11 protein-coding genes are annotated in these 17,614 nt (G+C 35.3%); 7 read left to right on the forward strand and 4 right to left on the reverse strand.

Annotated features, from left to right (window positions below; translation table 11 throughout):
• Positions 1-750: AAA family ATPase (locus tag M0R21_12650; protein MCK9618670.1), on the reverse strand; the 750-nt coding region annotated here is incomplete at its 3' end.
• A gap of 234 nt (positions 751-984) precedes the next feature.
• On the opposite strand from M0R21_12650, the gene M0R21_12655 reads away from it, so the two are divergent.
• The 5 genes from M0R21_12655 to glgP all read left to right on the forward strand — a co-directional run bounded on the left by M0R21_12655 (position 985) and on the right by glgP (position 10,774).
• The gene (locus tag M0R21_12655; protein MCK9618671.1) at positions 985-1,209 is read left to right on the forward strand and encodes a hypothetical protein; all 225 of its coding nucleotides are present in this window, start codon (positions 985-987) and stop codon (positions 1,207-1,209) included.
• A 694-nt stretch (positions 1,210-1,903) separates the two neighbouring features.
• Positions 1,904-3,865, forward strand: coding sequence for an amylo-alpha-1,6-glucosidase (locus tag M0R21_12660; GenBank protein ID MCK9618672.1), 1,962 nt, complete (start codon positions 1,904-1,906; stop codon positions 3,863-3,865).
• Positions 3,866-3,868: 3 nt separating this feature from the next.
• Complete coding sequence (locus M0R21_12665; GenBank protein MCK9618673.1) at positions 3,869-5,158, forward strand: glycosyltransferase family 4 protein; 1,290 nt, start codon at positions 3,869-3,871, stop codon at positions 5,156-5,158.
• Positions 5,159-5,181: 23 nt separating this feature from the next.
• A complete protein-coding gene (locus M0R21_12670) occupies positions 5,182-6,495 on the forward strand; it encodes a glycoside hydrolase family 57 protein (GenBank protein ID MCK9618674.1) in 1,314 nt (437 codons plus the stop codon).
• A gap of 31 nt (positions 6,496-6,526) precedes the next feature.
• Positions 6,527-10,774, forward strand: a complete 4,248-nt coding sequence (gene glgP, locus M0R21_12675; GenBank protein MCK9618675.1) for an alpha-glucan family phosphorylase — start codon at positions 6,527-6,529, stop codon at positions 10,772-10,774.
• Positions 10,775-10,850: 76 nt separating this feature from the next.
• Here the strand turns inward: glgP and M0R21_12680 are convergent, their stop codons facing one another.
• The 3 genes from M0R21_12680 to M0R21_12690 form a co-directional block, all read right to left on the reverse strand.
• Positions 10,851-12,692, reverse strand: coding sequence for a type IIA DNA topoisomerase subunit B (locus M0R21_12680; GenBank protein ID MCK9618676.1), 1,842 nt, complete (start codon positions 12,690-12,692; stop codon positions 10,851-10,853).
• A 74-nt stretch (positions 12,693-12,766) separates the two neighbouring features.
• Positions 12,767-14,398 carry an ABC transporter substrate-binding protein gene (locus M0R21_12685; protein ID MCK9618677.1) on the reverse strand — a complete coding sequence of 544 codons (1,632 nt, stop codon included), beginning with the start codon at positions 14,396-14,398 and terminating at the stop codon, positions 12,767-12,769.
• 569 nt (positions 14,399-14,967) lie between these two features.
• On the reverse strand, positions 14,968-15,528 hold the full coding sequence (locus M0R21_12690; GenBank protein ID MCK9618678.1) for a YqgE/AlgH family protein: 561 nt from the start codon (positions 15,526-15,528) through the stop codon (positions 14,968-14,970).
• Positions 15,529-15,859: 331 nt separating this feature from the next.
• Here M0R21_12690 and M0R21_12695 point away from each other — a divergent pair, with 331 nt between their 5' ends.
• Both M0R21_12695 and M0R21_12700 read left to right on the forward strand, forming a co-directional pair.
• The gene (locus tag M0R21_12695) at positions 15,860-17,032 is read left to right on the forward strand and encodes a hypothetical protein (protein ID MCK9618679.1); all 1,173 of its coding nucleotides are present in this window, start codon (positions 15,860-15,862) and stop codon (positions 17,030-17,032) included.
• The coding region (locus tag M0R21_12700; protein ID MCK9618680.1) for a Mur ligase family protein at positions 17,004-17,614 on the forward strand (611 nt) is incomplete at its 3' end. The genes M0R21_12695 and M0R21_12700, both read left to right, overlap by 29 nt.

The raw sequence follows: 17,614 nt of genomic DNA on the forward strand, positions 1-17,614 counted from the left end.
CCGCATTGATTTGATAAAAGCAGAAATAATGTCGTAATGCATTTCACCTAATTTGTCATATAATGCCAGATTTTGCTGAATTACAGAAATGACATTATCATTGGTAAGCACCACAGGGTTAAGCTGTTCTTCTGACTTAACTATAAGCTCTATGGCGTTCAATAATTTCCGTGCATCGCCTCCTGAAATACGCAATAACGCTTCAGTTTCATTTATAATGATAGGTTTCTGGTATTGTGTTTCGAGAAATTTTCTGGCTTTTTCAAGTAAAAATAAAAGATCCGGTTCATCTAAAGGCTTAAGAATATATACATTACAGCGAGATAAAAGTGGCGAAATCACTTCAAAAGAGGGGTTCTCGGTGGTTGCTCCAATTAGTGTAATAATTCCTTTTTCCACGGCTCCCAACAGGGAATCCTGCTGCGTTTTACTAAAGCGATGAATTTCATCAATAAACAAAATTGCATTGGATTTTTCTGCTTTTGCTTGCAAAATAACTTCCCTGACTTCTTTAACTCCTGAATTAATGGCGCTTAGTGTAAAAAATTTTCTTTGCAGACTACAAGAGATAATATATGCAAGTGTGGTTTTACCCACCCCGGGAGGACCCCACAAAATCATGGAAGGAATAATATTGCTTTCAATGGCTTTGCGAAGAATGGCATTTTCGCCTACAAGGTGCTTTTGACCAATGTACGAATCAAGGTCGGCAGGACGTAATTGTTCTGCTAAAGGGGCGTGGGTTGTCATAACGTTAAAAAATTGTCCTAAATTACAATCTAAAATTATTCTAAAGCTACTTTTTTGAAAATAAAAATGTAAAAATGCTAAAATAATTAGCTGCTAATAATACTTAAATATATAAATATCTATAATACAAAGAAATAAAAAATAGTACAAAGAGATATTTTTTTATAAAATACATGTATTACCGATTAAAAAAAGAATTACTTTTGCAAAGTTTTTAAAATTCAATAAAACAATATGAAAAGATTTTCACAGTTCTTAGTGATTGCAGGTTTGGTATCATTTATCGCCTGCGGACCCAGCGCAAAAGAAAAAGAAGCTGAACAAAGAAAGCTTGATTCTTTGAAACAAGATTCTATCATGAAAGCCCAGGCTATTCAGGATTCATTGTACAAAGCTGACAGCATTGTAAAAGCAGACAGCGCAAAAGTTGCCGATTCTCTTGCTAAAATCAAGAAGTAAGAATCCTTAAAGGTTAACTTGTAGAGTTAAGGAGTGGCAACACTCCTTTTTTTATTGCAAAAAATTTATAGACTTATCTGTTTATTTAATTCGTTCGTAAATACCATCTTCGAGGTAAAATACGTAGGTAAAACTCATTTCTTTTATTAATAACTAGATAATCAATACGCTATTAGAATTATAATTACAGTAAATAATAGCCGTACCTATTTTATTTATTTTGTTTGTATTTTCTTTAAATATTTCGAAAGGTAGTGGATACAACACCATGAAGATGCTTACTGCGTATTCATCGGGTTTTTGTATGTCAATTATTTGAAAGTCATTCTTTTTATTAATATATTTCTTAAGCTCAAAAACATTAATTGGGCGCATCGTTTTTTTATCAAATTATCAAATTATGAAAAAAGTGCCCTAATTAAAAATTTTTGGAGTAATTAATGTAAATATCGTGTAAATAGATATTTATATAAACACGAAACATTTGCAGATCAAAAATTCAAAAAAAAAATGAAGCTATTTTGTTAATACAACATAATATTTTGAAAAGTAAAAATCATTTATTAATTTTGGTAAACTATGTTTTAAGCTAATATAATAAAATGTATTAGATATATTTTAAATATAATTATTATTATAAGTATGAAATCTATAGTTAAATTATTATATTAATTTTATAAACAATTAATAAACAATGGCATATATTCAGTTTGATAAATTACAGTTGATTAATCTTGAATACTCCCTTAGTAAGGAACTTCTTCGTTCTAGCAGAACGGGATCTTATGCAAGCTCAACTATAGTAAATTGTAACACAAGAAAATATCATGGTATGCTGGTAACGCCACAACCCGCCATAGATAACGATAACCATGTATTGCTTTCCTCTTTTGACGAAACTGTAATTCAACACGACGCGGAATTCAATCTGGGAATTCATAAGTATCCGGGAGATAATTATTTCCCAAAGGGGCATAAATATATTCGTGATTTCACAGCAGAACCCATTCCCAAACAAACTTATAGGGTAGGAGGGGTTGTGCTAGACAAGGAAATTTTATTTACCCATAAGTATGACTTACTTATCATTAAATACACACTTCGTGAAGCGCATTCGCCTACAAAACTACGGTTTAAGCCTTTTCTCGCCTTCAGAAATGTACATAAACTCAGCAAAGCCAATATTTTTGTAGATAATAAATACGAAATTATTCAAAAGGGCATAAAAATAAAAATGTATCAGGATTACACTCCTATTTTTATGCAATTTTCCAAACAAACAGAATATACTCATGTTCCTGATTGGTATTACAATATAGAATATATTCGTGAGGCAGAGAGAGGCTATGAATGCCATGAGGATTTGTATGTACCCGGATTTTTCGAAATGGAAATAAAAAAAGGAGAAAGTCTTTACTTTAGTGCAGGTATAGAAGAAATAAACCCGGCAAACCTGAAACGTTTATATAATACCGAGATAAACATCCGGATACCAAGAAACAGTTTCGAAAACTGCCTGCTCAATTCTGCACAACAATTTATAGTATTTAAGGATAAAAAAGTGGAAATCGTGGCAGGCTATCCTTGGTTTGGTCGTTGGGGACGCGATACATTTATTTCTTTACCGGGATTAACGCTGGTAAATAACGATTTTGCTACCTGTAAAGCTGCGATAGACACTATGCTTCACGATTTAAAAGGACCACTTTTCCCCAATATCGGGAGTGGTGATAATTCTGCTTATAATTCGGTGGATGCGCCACTTTGGTTTTTCTGGGCATTGCAACTCTATGCTGAATTTACTTCCAGTCAAAATACAATTTGGAAAACCTATGGGAATAAAATGAAGCTTATTTTGTCCGGTTTTCGTGAAGGCACCAGTTTCAATATTAAAATGCAGAAAAACGGACTCATTTATGCCGGGGAAGCTGGAAGAGCCCTGACATGGATGGATGCTGTGATAAATGGAAAGCCGGTTACCCCCCGCATAGGAATGCCAGTAGAAATTAATGCATTATGGTATAATGCTATTATGTTTAGCCTTGAAATGGCGCAACTTGCAAACGACAAACAATTTATTAGCGAATGGTCGCCTATTGCTGATATAATACCTATTGCATTTGAAAATACTTTTTGGGACGAAAAAAGAGGTTATCTTGCAGATTATGTTGATAAAGATTACAAGAATTGGAGCATGCGTCCCAATCAGATTTTTGTTACCTCTCTGAAATATAGTCCTGTAAATGAAGAAATCCGAAAAATAGTAGTAAGTGTGGTCAAAAAGGAACTGTTAACCCCAAGAGGATTACGTACCCTTTCACCACAGGATAAACAATACAAAGGTATATATAAAGGAGACCAGGCAACACGAGATGCGGCCTACCATCAGGGAACCGCATGGCCCTGGTTACTTGGACATTTTGCAGAAGGATATTTAAAAATTCATGGAAAATCAGGATTATCATATATAAAAAATATTTATAAACAATTTGCACCTGATATTACAGAAAGAGGTATTGGAACTATTTCTGAAGTATATGACGGAGACCCTCCCCACTTGCCCGGAGGAGCTATTTCGCAGGCTTGGAGTGTTGCAGAATTATTAAGAATTAATTGGCTGATAAATGAATATGAAAAAAATAAAATAAAACTGTAACCAATGAGAGTTTTAATGTTTGGATGGGAATTTCCACCGCATATCACAGGTGGTTTAGGAACAGCCTGCTATGGCTTGACAAAAGGTTTGTTAAAAACAGGAAGTGAAGTTATTTTTATTGTCCCCAAAGCCTACGGCGATGAAGACCAAAGCGCTGTCAGACTTGTTAATGCAAGTGATGTGGTAATTGATTTTAAAGACGAAAAGTACCAGGAATATTGGAAACGAATCACATACCTTGAAATTGGTTCAAATTTAATTCCTTACGTAGGTCCGGAAGAATTCAGCAGGCTTAAAAACAGAAGTGAACTGGAAGCCACTACCTGGAAAAAAGCCATAGTTTCCAAGCGGTTTGCATTTTCGGGAAAATATGGCGCTAACCTTATGGATGAAGTATCCCGTTATGCACTTGTTGGCTCTGCAATTGCTGCAACACAGTTATTTGATGTAATTCATGCACACGACTGGCTAACATATCCGGCAGGTATTGCTGCAAAAAGTGTTTCGGGAAAACCCTTGGTGGTTCATATACATGCTACTGAATTTGACCGTTCGGGCGAAAATGTTAATCAGGATGTGTATGATATTGAGCGAAAAGGTATGGAAATAGCCGATAGGGTGATAACTGTCAGTAATTTAACTCGTAGTATAGTTATTGAAAGATATGGAATTGATCCGGATAAGGTTGTAACGGTACATAATGCAGTAGAACCTACCGAGCAATATGACTTTTCGTTTGTATCAAAAAAAGTGAAGGAAAAGGTCGTAACTTTTTTAGGCAGAGTTACTTTTCAGAAAGGTCCTGATTATTTTGTAGAAGCAGCACAAAAGGTGTTGGAAAAAGATAAAAATGTACGATTTGTAATGGCAGGAAAAGGAGATATGCTCAACAAAATGATTCGAAGGGTTGCCCAGCTCAGAATTTCCAAAAATTTTCACTTTACAGGTTTCCTTGAAGGAGACGATGTATTGAAAATGTTTGCTCTCAGCGATGTATATGTAATGCCTTCTGTTTCTGAACCGTTTGGAATTTCTCCCCTTGAAGCCATGCGCTCCAATGTTCCCGTTGTAATTTCAAAACAATCCGGGGTCGCCGAAATATTGCAATATGCACTGAAAGTGGATTTTTGGGATGTTGATGCACTTGCTGATGCCATTTATGGATTATTGCACTATTCTGCACTGTCTAAAATGTTTAGTCAACACGGTAAAGGTGAAGTGGAAAATCTGAAATGGGAAAATGCTGCCCAAAAAGTTGTTGAAGTGTATGAAAGTGTAGTTATTAATAAATAATAGATTATTAAAAATACCTGAATATGAAATCTATATGCTTTTATTTCCAGATACATCAACCCTTTCGTTTACGGACATTTCGCTTTTTTGATATAGGTTCCGATCATCATTATTATGATGAATACCAAAACCGGCATATTGTTCGCAGAGTGGCAAAAAAATGTTATTTGCCTGCCAATCAAATTATATACGATATTATACAGAAATATGGCACCGATTTTAAAGTCAGTTTTTCTATATCCGGAGTTGCTCTCGAACAATTTAAAATGTATATACCAGAGGTAATAGAAAGCTTTCAAAAACTTGCTCAAACCGGTTGTGTTGAATTTCTTGCTGAAACTTATTCACATTCACTATCTTCGCTCAAATGCAAAGAAGAATTTAACCGGCAGGTAATTTTGCATACCCATATGATTGAAGAATTATTCGGACAAACCCCGGTTACCTTTCGTAATACCGAGTTGATTTACGACGATCGCATTGGAGAAATGGTAGCCGATATGGGTTTTAAAACCATGTTGATGGAGGGCGCCAAGCATGTATTGGGTTGGAGAAGTCCTAATTATTTATATTGTAATGCAATAAATCCAAAATTAAAATTATTGTTAAAAAATTTCCAGTTGAGCGACGATATTGCTTTTAGGTTTTCACAACAATCCTGGCATGACTGGCCACTCACTGCCGAAAAATTTGTCGATTGGCTAAACCAAACTGATCCCAAGCAGGAAGTCGTTAATCTGTTTATGGATTATGAAACATTTGGAGAGCACCAATGGCCCGAAACAGGGATTTTTGATTTTTTGCGTGCATTACCATCAAGGGTTTTCTCTCATTCTGACTTCAAATTTAATACACCCGCAGAAGTTGCTCAAAAATTGCAGCCTGTAACATTTGTAAGTGTTCCCTACCCATGTTCATGGGCTGATGAAGAAAGAGACTTGACCGCTTGGTTGGGGAATGATTTACAGGATGAAGCCTTCGATTCATTGTATTCTATAGGTGAGAAAGTAAAAAAATGTAATGATTCCCTTATTCAACGCGATTGGCTGTATCTGCAAACAAGCGATCATTTCTATTATATGTGTACAAAATGGTTCAGCGATGGAGATGTACATCGCTATTTTAATCCCTATGGCACACCTTATGAGGCATTTATTAATTACATGAATGTACTTTCCGATTTTATTATCAGGGTAAATACCTGCCTTGAGGATGAATATAAAATAGGCAGTGCTAATGCAGAGCCCCTTTTACCTAAAGACAAACCAAAAACAAAAAGAAAGAAAGCCACCGGAGAAAAGCCATCGGAAAAAATTAAATCAAAAACGAAAAAATAAAAAGTAAAGAATAATATTGAATACTAAGCTTATGAATGATAATATTATACGCAAACCTGATTATATTTTTGAAGTCTCTTGGGAAATATGCAACAAAGTTGGAGGAATTTACACAGTTCTTTCCACAAAAACGCAATCCATAGTAAAGGATATTAGAGATAACCTGATTCTCATTGGTCCCGATGTATGGATGGAGGCAAGACAAAATCCCGATTTTATTGAAGATAAATATATTTATAAATTCTGGCGGGAAAAAGCTGAAAGAGAAGGATTAAAAATCAGGATTGGTAGATGGAATATTGCCAGCGAACCTATTGTGATACTGGTAGATTTTACTCCATACTTTTCAAATAAAGATCAGATATTTACTGATTTCTGGAAGACCTACAAATTGGATTCTCTCTCAGGACAGTGGGATTACACCGAACCAGCTCTTTTTGGGTATGCAGCAGGCAAAGTAATTGAGAGTTTTTACGATTTCAATCTGTCTGCTCAAGATGCCATAATTGCCCAGTTTCATGAATGGATGACGGGTACAGGCATTTTATTTCTTAAACAAAACGTACCCCAGGTAGGCTGTGTGTTCACTACCCATGCCACTGTACTCGGAAGATGTATAGCCGGGAATAATCTTCCCTTATACAGAGATTTAAAACAGTTTAATGCAGAAGTACTTTCCGTAAATTTTGGCGTACGATCCAAGTTTTCACTCGAAAAACTTTCTGCCAAGGAAAGTGATGCTTTTACAACTGTTAGCCATATTACCGCACTTGAATGTGAGCAGTTTTTCGATAAACCGGTGGATGTGGTTACTCCTAACGGATTCGACGATTCTTTTGTTCCGCCGGATGATGTATTTGAAGAAAAACGTGCCATAGCACGGCAGAAATTGTTTGGAGTAGCAAAAGCTGTACTGAACCAAGATATTCCCGACGATACTTTGCTGGTTGTAAATAGCGGCAGGTACGAATTTAAAAACAAAGGAATTGATATCTACATTGAAGCCCTTTCCAGACTAAATGATAATCCCTTGCTAACCAAGCAAGTATTGGCATATATTATGGTTCCTGCTAACCATTCAGGACCTCTTCGTGAAGTAATTGAACGGCTCAACAATCCGGATTTTAATACTCCTCTCAGTGGCAAGTATCTTTCCCACGGCTTGCACGAAGCTGAATTTGATCCCATATTGAAAGCACTTAAAAAGAGTAATCTTTCCAATAACCCCCTCGATAAAGTAAAAATCATTTTTGTGCCTTCCTATCTCATGGGTAACGACGGCATATTTAACCTTGATTATTACCAGTTGCTTATAGGGTTTGATATTTCTGTTTTTCCCTCTTACTACGAACCTTGGGGTTACACTCCTCTCGAAAGCCTTGCATTTCATGTTCCAACTATCACCACCACACTTGCAGGTTTTGGAATGTGGATAAAAAATACTTTCAATACAATAGAAAAGGGTGTAGGTGTTATTGAACGAAATGATGATAATGATAACGAAGTAATTAATGATATTGCCGGATTTCTTCTCAGGTATGTAAATAAAACTCCCGAAGAAAGACTGCAGTGTATGCAAGAGGCATTTAAAATTTCCCGGATAGCATTATGGGAGAATCTTATAGACTATTATTATCAGGCTTACTCTGTTGCCCTTGGAAAAGCATACCTTCGGTACGATAGTTTTAAAGAAAAAGTTCCCTACGATTATGTTACATCACTTCCCAAAATTAAAAAAAGCGTTGTAGATTGGAAAAAAGTTTACATCAGTTCTACGCTTCCGGCAAAATTTTCCTCTTTGCGAAAAATTGCAAACAACCTGTGGTGGACATGGAATTATGAAGCCATTGAGCTTTTTGAAATGATTGATAAAATCTTATGGGAAAAAAGTAACCATAACCCCATAGTTATACTTGAAACTCTTTCTATCAGGAAGTTAAAAAAACTTGAACGTGATAAGGGCTTTATTACCAAACTCAAAGAAGTGAGTAAGAAATTTGACGATTACATGGCTAAAGCCGAAGGGAAAAAACCAGATATTATTGCTTATTTTAGTATGGAATTTGGCTTTCATGAATCGTTTAAAATTTATTCCGGCGGATTAGGAATACTTGCCGGTGATTATTTAAAACAAGCCAGCGATTCTAATGAAAATATCGTGGGCATCGGATTGCTTTACCGTTACGGTTACTTTAATCAAAGTTTATCAATATTTGGGGATCAAATAGTGAAATATGAACCCCAAAAATTTAGTTTTATGCCACTTAACCCAGTTAGGGATAAAATGGGAAACTGGGAAATGATAACTCTGGCATTACCCGGCAGGACCTTGCACGCAAAAATCTGGAAGGTTGACATAGGAAGAATCCCACTTTATCTGCTTGATACAGATATTGAAGAAAATACTGAAGCCGACCGCTCTATCACCCATAACTTGTATGGCGGTGACTGGGAAAACCGACTGAAACAGGAGATGCTTTTGGGAATTGGCGGCATCCGCATGCTACAATCTATAAATATACAACCAACTATTTACCATTGCAACGAAGGACATGCAGCGCTGATTGGTCTTGAAAGATTGCGAAATTATGTGGAAGATAAAAAATTTTCCTTTTTGCAAGCTATGGAATTGGTGCGAAATTCTTCGCTTTTTACTACACATACACCCGTTCCTGCCGGACACGATGCGTTTCACGAAGATTTAATTCGCGCTTATTTGCCTCAGTATTACGAAAAATTAAACATATCGTGGGAAGAATTTATCAACCTCGGGCGTATTCATGACAACGATACCTCTGAAAAATTTTCGATGAGCGTCCTTGCCCTTAAACTAAGCCTTGAAACCAATGGCGTAAGCAGGATACATGGAAAAGTAACCCAGCAAATGTTTTCGGAATTGTACAACGGATATTTTCCCGAAGAACTATATATTAGCTATGTAACTAATGGTGTGCATTACCCTACTTGGACTGCCCCTATATGGAGAAAACTCTATGAACGAGAATTTGGTGAAAATTTTCTTTCGGATCATTCCAATCCTGAACTGTGGAAAAAAATCAGAGAAATACCTGATGAAGTTATCTGGGACATCCGTAGGCAATTGAAAAATGAATTAATCAATTTCCTGAAAGTGAAACTTCAGCATGATATGACAGAACGCCAGGAAAACCCCAAACTCATTTTTGCTACATTGGATGCACTCAATAATAAAGCCTTAACTATTGGGTTTGCCCGCCGTTTTGCAACTTATAAAAGGGCACATCTCATTTTTAATAACCTCGAAAGGCTTGCTTCCCTTGTTAATAAACACGGAAAACCTGTACATTTTATTTTTGCAGGAAAAGCCCATCCGCACGATAAAGCCGGAGAAGAGTTCATAAAAAAAATCGTAGAAATTTCAAAACATCCCGAATTTATGGGAAAAATTACCTTTGTTGAAAATTACGATATGGCTATTGCCCGTAAATTAGTTCAAGGTGTGGATATTTGGCTTAATTTGCCAACACGTCCCCTGGAAGCATCTGGTACGAGCGGGCAAAAGGCTGTTTTAAACGGAGTTATGAACTTCAGCGTCCTTGATGGATGGTGGGCAGAAGGTTACACACCTGATGCCGGCTGGGCTTTACCGGAAGAAAATACCTATTCAAATCCTGTTTTTCAGGACGAGTTAGATGCCGAAACCGTTTACCATATCCTTGAAGATGAAATTATTCCTTTGTATTATAATCTTGACCACCGGGGAATCCCTGTTCACTGGATAAGTAATATTAAAAACTGTATTGCACAGATTGCCCCCCGGTTTACCATGAAAAGGCAGTTAGACGACTATTGCGAAATGTATTACGAAAAACTCATCCGCAGAACAAGAATGATTGAGTTTAATGATTTTGAAGTAACAAAAAGATTGGCACATTGGAAGAGAAAAATTCTTAGAAGCTGGGATAGCATTGAAGTAGTTTCTGTTTTGATTCCCGATTCTACAACAAAACCCTTACAACTTGGAGCCATTTATGAGGCAGAAATTGTATTGGATGTAAATGAGTTAAGTGTAGACGACATAGGAATAGAAGTACTTTTCGGACAAAAGCAAAATGATGAGGTACATGAAATTTTGTATTGTGAAGAAATGGAAAAAGTGAAAACGGATAAAAGCTTGGTTACGTTTAAATGCACAGTGCCGGCAACACGTGCAGGTGTATTCGATTATGCTTTCCGAATGTTCCCTAAAAACAATTTGTTACCCCATCGTCAGGATTTCAACCTTATTAGGTGGATATAACTCATTAATAATAAAAAAGCCGTAAACTATAAATATTTACGGCTTTTTATATGCCATTTGGCTAACATTACCTTCATTAATTTACAACATCTTCCTCAACTCTAAGGTTATCAATAATGAAATTTTGCCGGTCAGAAGTATTTTTCCCCATGTAAAAAGAAAGAATATCCGGTATGGAAGAAGATTGCTTTAAAATAACAGGGTCAAGTCGCATATTTACACCGATAAAATATCTGAACTCGTCGGGAGAAATTTCTCCTAATCCTTTAAAACGAGTGATTTCGGGATTTTCTCCAATCTCGATAAGAGCTTTTTGTTTTTCTTCCTCTGAATAGCAATAGGTGGTTTTTCTTTTGTTTCTAACTCGGAATAAAGGGGTTTGCAAAATATAGAGATGCCCGTTGCGCACTACATCAGGATAAAACTGGAGGAAGAAGGTAAGTAGTAACATTCTGATATGCATACCATCCACATCAGCATCGGTAGCAACAACAATATTGTTATACCTGAGATTATCAATATCTTCTTCGATGTTTAACGCAGATTGCAGTAAATTAAATTCTTCGTTTTCGTAAACCACTTTTTTTGTTAATCCGTAAACATTGAGAGGTTTTCCCTTCAAGCTGAAAACCGCCTGGGTATTAACATCCCGGCTTTTGGTTATACTTCCGCTTGCCGAATCGCCTTCGGTGATAAAAAGGGTAGTATCAAGTCGTAATTCGTCGTTTGTATTGTAATGTACTTTACAATCGCGAAGCTTTTTATTGTGGAGCGATACTTTTTTTACACTTTCACGGGCAAGTTTTTTAATATTTGCCAGATCTTTTCTTTCTTTTTCGGATTGTAAAATTTTTCGGTACAATGCATCGGCAGTATCTCCGTTGATATGCAAATAATTATCAAGATGTTTTTTTACAATATCGAGGATGTAATTTCTAATAGAAGTCCCATTGGGCTCAATATTTGTAGAACCTAACTTGGTTTTGGTTTGCGATTCAAATACAGGCTCATGTATTTTTATACTGATTGCGGCAATAATAGAAGAACGAATATCTCCGGGATCAAAATCTTTTTTATAAAACTCACGAATTGTTTTTACAATAGCTTCCCTGAAAGCTGCCAGATGTGTGCCCCCCTGCGTGGTATGTTGTCCGTTTACAAAAGAATAATATTCCTCGCCGTATTGTTTGGCACTATGGGTAAAGGCAAATTCAAAATCGGCTTCTTTTATTTGAATAATAGGGTAGAGGGTAGAATTTCCGTTGATATTTCGTTCCAATAGATCAACCAAACCGTTTTTGGAAAAGAATTTCTGTCCGTTGAAAATAATGGTTAGTCCCTGGTTAAGAAAAACGTAATTCCAAAGAAGTTTTTCAATATATTCGCTGATGAAATGGTATTTACCAAATATTTTTTCATCAGGAATAAAAGAAATTGTAGTTCCGTTTGGTAAATTTGCAGATGTTTCGGGTTCATCATTCAGGATGTTTCCATTTTCGAATTCTACCTGCTTCATAATTCCCTCTCTCACAGAGCGAACCATAAAGTATTGTGATAATGCGTTTACGGCTTTCGAGCCTACCCCGTTTAATCCTACAGCTTTTTTAAAAACTCTGGAGTCGTATTTTGCACCGGTATTGATTTTCGAAACACAATCTATCACTTTTCCGAGCGGGATGCCTCTGCCGTTATCCTTTACTGTAACCGTTTGATCTTTAATGGTTATTTCAATAGCCCGACCATATCCCATCACGTATTCATCAATAGAGTTATCAATTGTTTCTTTTATAAGGACATAAATTCCATCATCCTGGGAGGAGCCATCGCCCAATTTCCCAATATACATGCCTGGACGAAGCCTGATATGCTCTTTCCATTCTAAAGATCGTACGCTCTCTTCGTTGTATTTTTCAGTCATCGGGACTATTTATGTAATTTGATTGCAAAAATATTAGAAATCGCTTTTCGGGCGGTTGGGGAAAAATATTTTTATTAACCTTTTTTTACCCGTTTTAATGTTAAGAGATTCATAGGATTGCTTCCTAATCCGGAAATATTTTTTCTTACAAAACGCAATACCTGGTCGTAATACAAAATAATTACAGGAGCTTCTTCCATTACAATTTTGTCCATTTGTTTGTAAATCAAAAAACGAGCGCTGTCATTTAACTCTGAAGAAGCTTCTTGAAATAAATTATCAAACTGGGTATGAGAAAAATGGGTGTAATTAGGACCCTTTGGGCAAAAGTTATCGGTATAGAAAAGAGATAAGTAATTCTCTGCATCAGGGTAATCAGCAATCCATGATCCCCTGAAAAATTCAACTTTGCTTTGTGCTATCATCTCGCGCAGGGTAGCGGGTGGGCTCACTTCAATTTTTACTTTTATTCCTAATTCGCCTAACTGTTGCTGAATATATTGGCACAAATCAAGATATGATGCATTGGTTGACAATGTAATCATCAATTCTTTTTTGCCTTTTTTGTATCCTTCTTCTTCCAAAAGCTGACATGCTTTTTCCGGATTATAATCGTATCCATAATCTGGCAGGGTTGTGAATCCAGGCATTCCTATGGGAATAAAACCGTAGCATCCGGGTGTCCCAATATTATTTCGCAAAAATAAAATCATCTTTTTCCTGTCAAAACCCATACTGATTGCCCGTCTGATTTTTCTTAACTTTAAAGGGCTGGCTTTAGACAAATCAGAGTTCTTATCAACCAAAATTCCAAGGTATTCTGTATTAAGGTAAGGTTGATGAGTTAGGTAGAATTGGTCGTTGTACCGTGGATTGAGTTTACCGTCGCGGGTAAGAATTTCGTCTTTATACCCAGGGTCAATACCCGACATAAAGTCCAGATTACCTTTTACAAATTCGAGAAATGCAGCCTGTTTGTCGGTGATGAATGTAACTGCCACTGCATCAATAAAAGGAAGCCTTTTATTATTTTCGAATTCAAAGTAGCGGGGATTTTTTACCAAAACGAGCTTAACACCTTCTTTCCACATTTTAAACTGGAAAGGGCCTGTACCAATCGGATGGCGACGAAAATCGGTTCCATATTTTTGTATGGCTTCGTGTGGTATTACTGAACAATATTGTGTAGAGAGTGCCCCCAGAAAAGGAGGAAATGCATGATGTAATTCAATAGTTAGAGTAGTGTCGTTAAGTGCGCAAATGGCATAGTCATTACCAAATTTTTTCACCGAGTTAAAAACCCATGCTCCTGCAGATGCCAAAAGCGGGTCTGTAAGCCGTTTAAAGCTGTATTCCACATCATGAGCCGTTACTTTTCTTCCGATTCCTTTCTTGAAAATACTGCTATTATGAAAAAAAACATCATTTCGCAGATAAAAGGTGTATAGCCTTCCATTTTGAGATATTTTCCATTTTTTTGCGATGCAGGGTTTGATTTCAAGTTTATCGTTTAGTTGTACTAAGCCATTAAATATCTGATTACATGCCCAAATATTTGCCTGGTTTCTCGAAAATGCAGGATCAAGAGAAGTTATTCCGGCAGCTTCATTGTAACGAAATACTTTTTTTGTGTTGTCTTTCTTAAAGGATTGACAAGCTGAGATAATAAGAATACCTAAAAAAAGGAAAAAACCATTTTTTTTCATTCCGGATATAAAATGCAAATATTATAAAAAAAACAAAGCTGCTGCATATTCAGTTGCATAGAATATGTTATAGGATTATAAATGTCCGGATCATAGCGTAATCAGCCGTTTTCGTACAGTACTTACACAGAAGAGCGTATATGAGAAAGTGCTCGAAGCAATTAAGCATTTAGAGAAAAAAAGATATTGGTTAAGACAGGGAGTCATCATAGATGCCTACAGATAGCCCAAGCCAAAACGATGCTTTGGAGGCGAGAGCGTTATGCCGGGTTGTCAAAAATGCACACCTAACATTTGATGGAAGCCATAGCATACAACTTATATCGTTCACCTAATTATATCCAAATGCTAAAAAATGAGGAGAAATCTTTTTATTTACAGTAATATTATTAAAATATAATGAAACAAAAATAGTAAAGAAGGCTTTTTTATCACGAAAAATTATTGACCCAAAGTTAGAAAATTGACTCTCTTTGCATTTTGCAACGGCATTATATTAAATATTGAAACCAAAAAATTTGATAGATATATTTGTTACTTTACCGGGTCCAACATTCAAATAGAAATGATTAATTCATAGCCGGGTCGGAAGGAGAATTAGCCCAAAGTGTATATTCACCGCCCAATGTACGTAATATATTACCCCATAGCATTTTAGGAGTTTCATCCCATTGACTATCTGAAAAATTTGTTACTACCCACGATTTTTCTTTTAGCTCTTGTGTAAGCTGGTTCGGATTCCACCCGGAGTATCCAATAAAAAAGCGAATTTGATTATTCGTAATTCTGGCATCGTTTATCAGTTGTTTTGCTATTTCGATATCACCTCCCCAAAAAATTCCATCTGTGATGTGTACACTTTTGGGAATTTTGTTTCCAACCCGATGAATAAAATATAAGCAATTTGTATTGACGGGACCTCCAAAAAATAAGGGAAAATTAATTTCCGGAAAATCTGTTAATACATCTTGTAATTTGATACCAACAGGTTTGTTTATTATAATACCAAATGAGCCTTCTGCATTGTGCTCAGCCAATAAAACAACGGATTTATTAAAATAAAAATCCTGCAAAGACGGCTCTGATACAAGCAATTTACCTTGTTCTGGTTGTAATAATTTGAATGGCATGGTGCATTTATAGCTTTTTGTTACTTTTGTATGGAAAATGACAAAACTTATAAAACTATTACAAAAATAATACCATATTTTATATAATGAAAAAATTAGATAAACAGCTTGTTTTTGAAAAACTTAGAAAAAAATATCCTGTTTTTGTTATGAGAATTATTCTTTCACAATCAACGAATCACGATTTGATGCCCAATTCCGGTTTTCTGTTCCTGGTGAATTCTTATTTGAGCCGACAATTTCAATACCATATAAAAAATTTTGTATTCCATTTCATGAAATTACAAAAAAACACTCAAAAATAATTGAAAATATTGTATTTCATATTGGCATGATTGAATTAGTGAGTTATTGGAAAGCTACTTGTTCACCCAAAGTGTATATTAAACCAGCTTTTTTATCTGGAGAACAGCTTCTTTGGTGGAAAAAATTGTATTATAAAGGATTAGGAGAATTTTTTTATCTGAATTCCATTAATACCTCCCAAGGTGAATTTATGGAAATAGAAACTTCTGATGGAAACGAAATGGAATTTCTTCATTTGGATTTAGCTGATAATTACCTTGTTCCCATAGGTGGAGGAAAAGATTCTGTGGTAACCCTCGAAATATTAAAAGAATACAATTATTCAACAATTCCTGTAATCGTCAATCCGAGAGGTGCATCATTAAATACAACTGAAAAATCTGGTTTTCATAGAGATGAAATTTTTGAAGTTTATCGTACTATTCATCCTCAGTTACTTGAACTTAACAAAAAAGGATTTTTAAACGGACATACTCCTTTTTCGGCTTTGCTTGCCTTTATTTCGTTGCTTTCTGCATTATTAACGGGCAATAAGCACATTGCGTTATCCAATGAGTCCAGCTCGAATGAAGCGACAGTGATGGGAACGGATATAAACCACCAGTATTCCAAATCTTTTGAATTTGAAAAAGATTTTAATTTTTATATAAACAAATATTTTTCAGGAAGTTTTAATTACTTTAGTTTTTTACGTCCACTCAACGAATTACAAATAGCTTCTATTTTTTCCAGCTTTCCTAAATACTTTCCAGTTTTTAAAAGCTGCAATGTCGGAAGCAAAACGGATTCATGGTGCGGAAAATGCCCAAAATGTTTATTTGCGTTTATCATTCTTTCACCATTTATAGCATATGAAAAATTAGTTTGGATATTTGATAATAAAGATCTATTGAATGATAAGGATTTATTACCTTATTTTAGTGAACTATCTGGAATGGTACAAATTAAACCCTTTGAATGTGTTGGAACTACTGATGAAGTTAATTTGGCAATGCAAATGTTTATTGAAAATAATATATTTGATAAATTACCCTATCTGGCAGATTATTATTATAAAAATTATTATCAAAAAACTAAAAATAATATTGATAGAAATACAATTTTATACAACCTCGAAAAAGAGCATTTACTAAATCCTATTTTATTTTCTCAACTTAAATCCCGACTTAATGAAAGATTATCTGCAAAAAATAGTTGAAAATAAAAAAATTATTATTATTGGCTTTGGCAGAGAGGGAAAGAGTACATACAAAACCCTGCGTTCATTTTTTCCAGAAATCCCTATAGCAATAGCTGACATAAATGACAGCAAAGCTATTGAAATATCGAATGATAGAAATATTACATTTATAACAGGAGAAAACTATCTTGATTCAATAAAGACATACAACTTGGTTTTTAAAACACCTGGAATAACATTAAAAAGGTTAAATAATAAAATTAATATTAATAAAATAACCTCGCAAACTGATATATTTTTAAATGTGTTTGGCCGGCAAGTAATCGGTGTTACCGGAACTAAGGGCAAAAGCACTACATCCAGCTTAATATATCATATTTTGAAAACTGCAGGTAAGGATGCCGTATTGCTTGGAAATATCGGGAGTCCCCCGTTCAATTTTATTAATTCAATAAATGAGAATACCGTGATTGTTTTTGAGCTATCATCGCATCAGTTGGAGAGTGTTACAGCGTCTCCTTATTTTGCAGTTTTGTTAAATTTTTATGAAGAACATCTTAATGATTATATTTCTTATCAGGAATATAAAAATGCTAAATT

This window comes from Lentimicrobiaceae bacterium (assembly GCA_023227965.1).
GTDB lineage: Bacteria > Bacteroidota > Bacteroidia > Bacteroidales > JALOCA01 > JALOCA01.

Excerpts from the sequence above, each read along its gene's own strand:
- M0R21_12655 (MCK9618671.1), top strand. The coding sequence starts at position 985 with ATGAAAAGATTTTCACAGTTCTTAGTGATTGCAGGTTTGGTATCATTT.
- M0R21_12660 (MCK9618672.1), top strand. The coding sequence starts at position 1,904 with ATGGCATATATTCAGTTTGATAAATTACAGTTGATTAATCTTGAATAC.
- M0R21_12665 (MCK9618673.1), top strand. The coding sequence starts at position 3,869 with ATGAGAGTTTTAATGTTTGGATGGGAATTTCCACCGCATATCACAGGT.
- M0R21_12670 (MCK9618674.1), top strand. The coding sequence starts at position 5,182 with ATGAAATCTATATGCTTTTATTTCCAGATACATCAACCCTTTCGTTTA.
- glgP (MCK9618675.1), top strand. The coding sequence starts at position 6,527 with ATGAATGATAATATTATACGCAAACCTGATTATATTTTTGAAGTCTCT.
- M0R21_12680 (MCK9618676.1), bottom strand. The coding sequence starts at position 12,692 with ATGACTGAAAAATACAACGAAGAGAGCGTACGATCTTTAGAATGGAAA.
- M0R21_12685 (MCK9618677.1), bottom strand. The coding sequence starts at position 14,398 with ATGAAAAAAAATGGTTTTTTCCTTTTTTTAGGTATTCTTATTATCTCA.
- M0R21_12690 (MCK9618678.1), bottom strand. The coding sequence starts at position 15,528 with ATGCCATTCAAATTATTACAACCAGAACAAGGTAAATTGCTTGTATCA.
- M0R21_12695 (MCK9618679.1), top strand. The coding sequence starts at position 15,860 with ATGATTGAATTAGTGAGTTATTGGAAAGCTACTTGTTCACCCAAAGTG.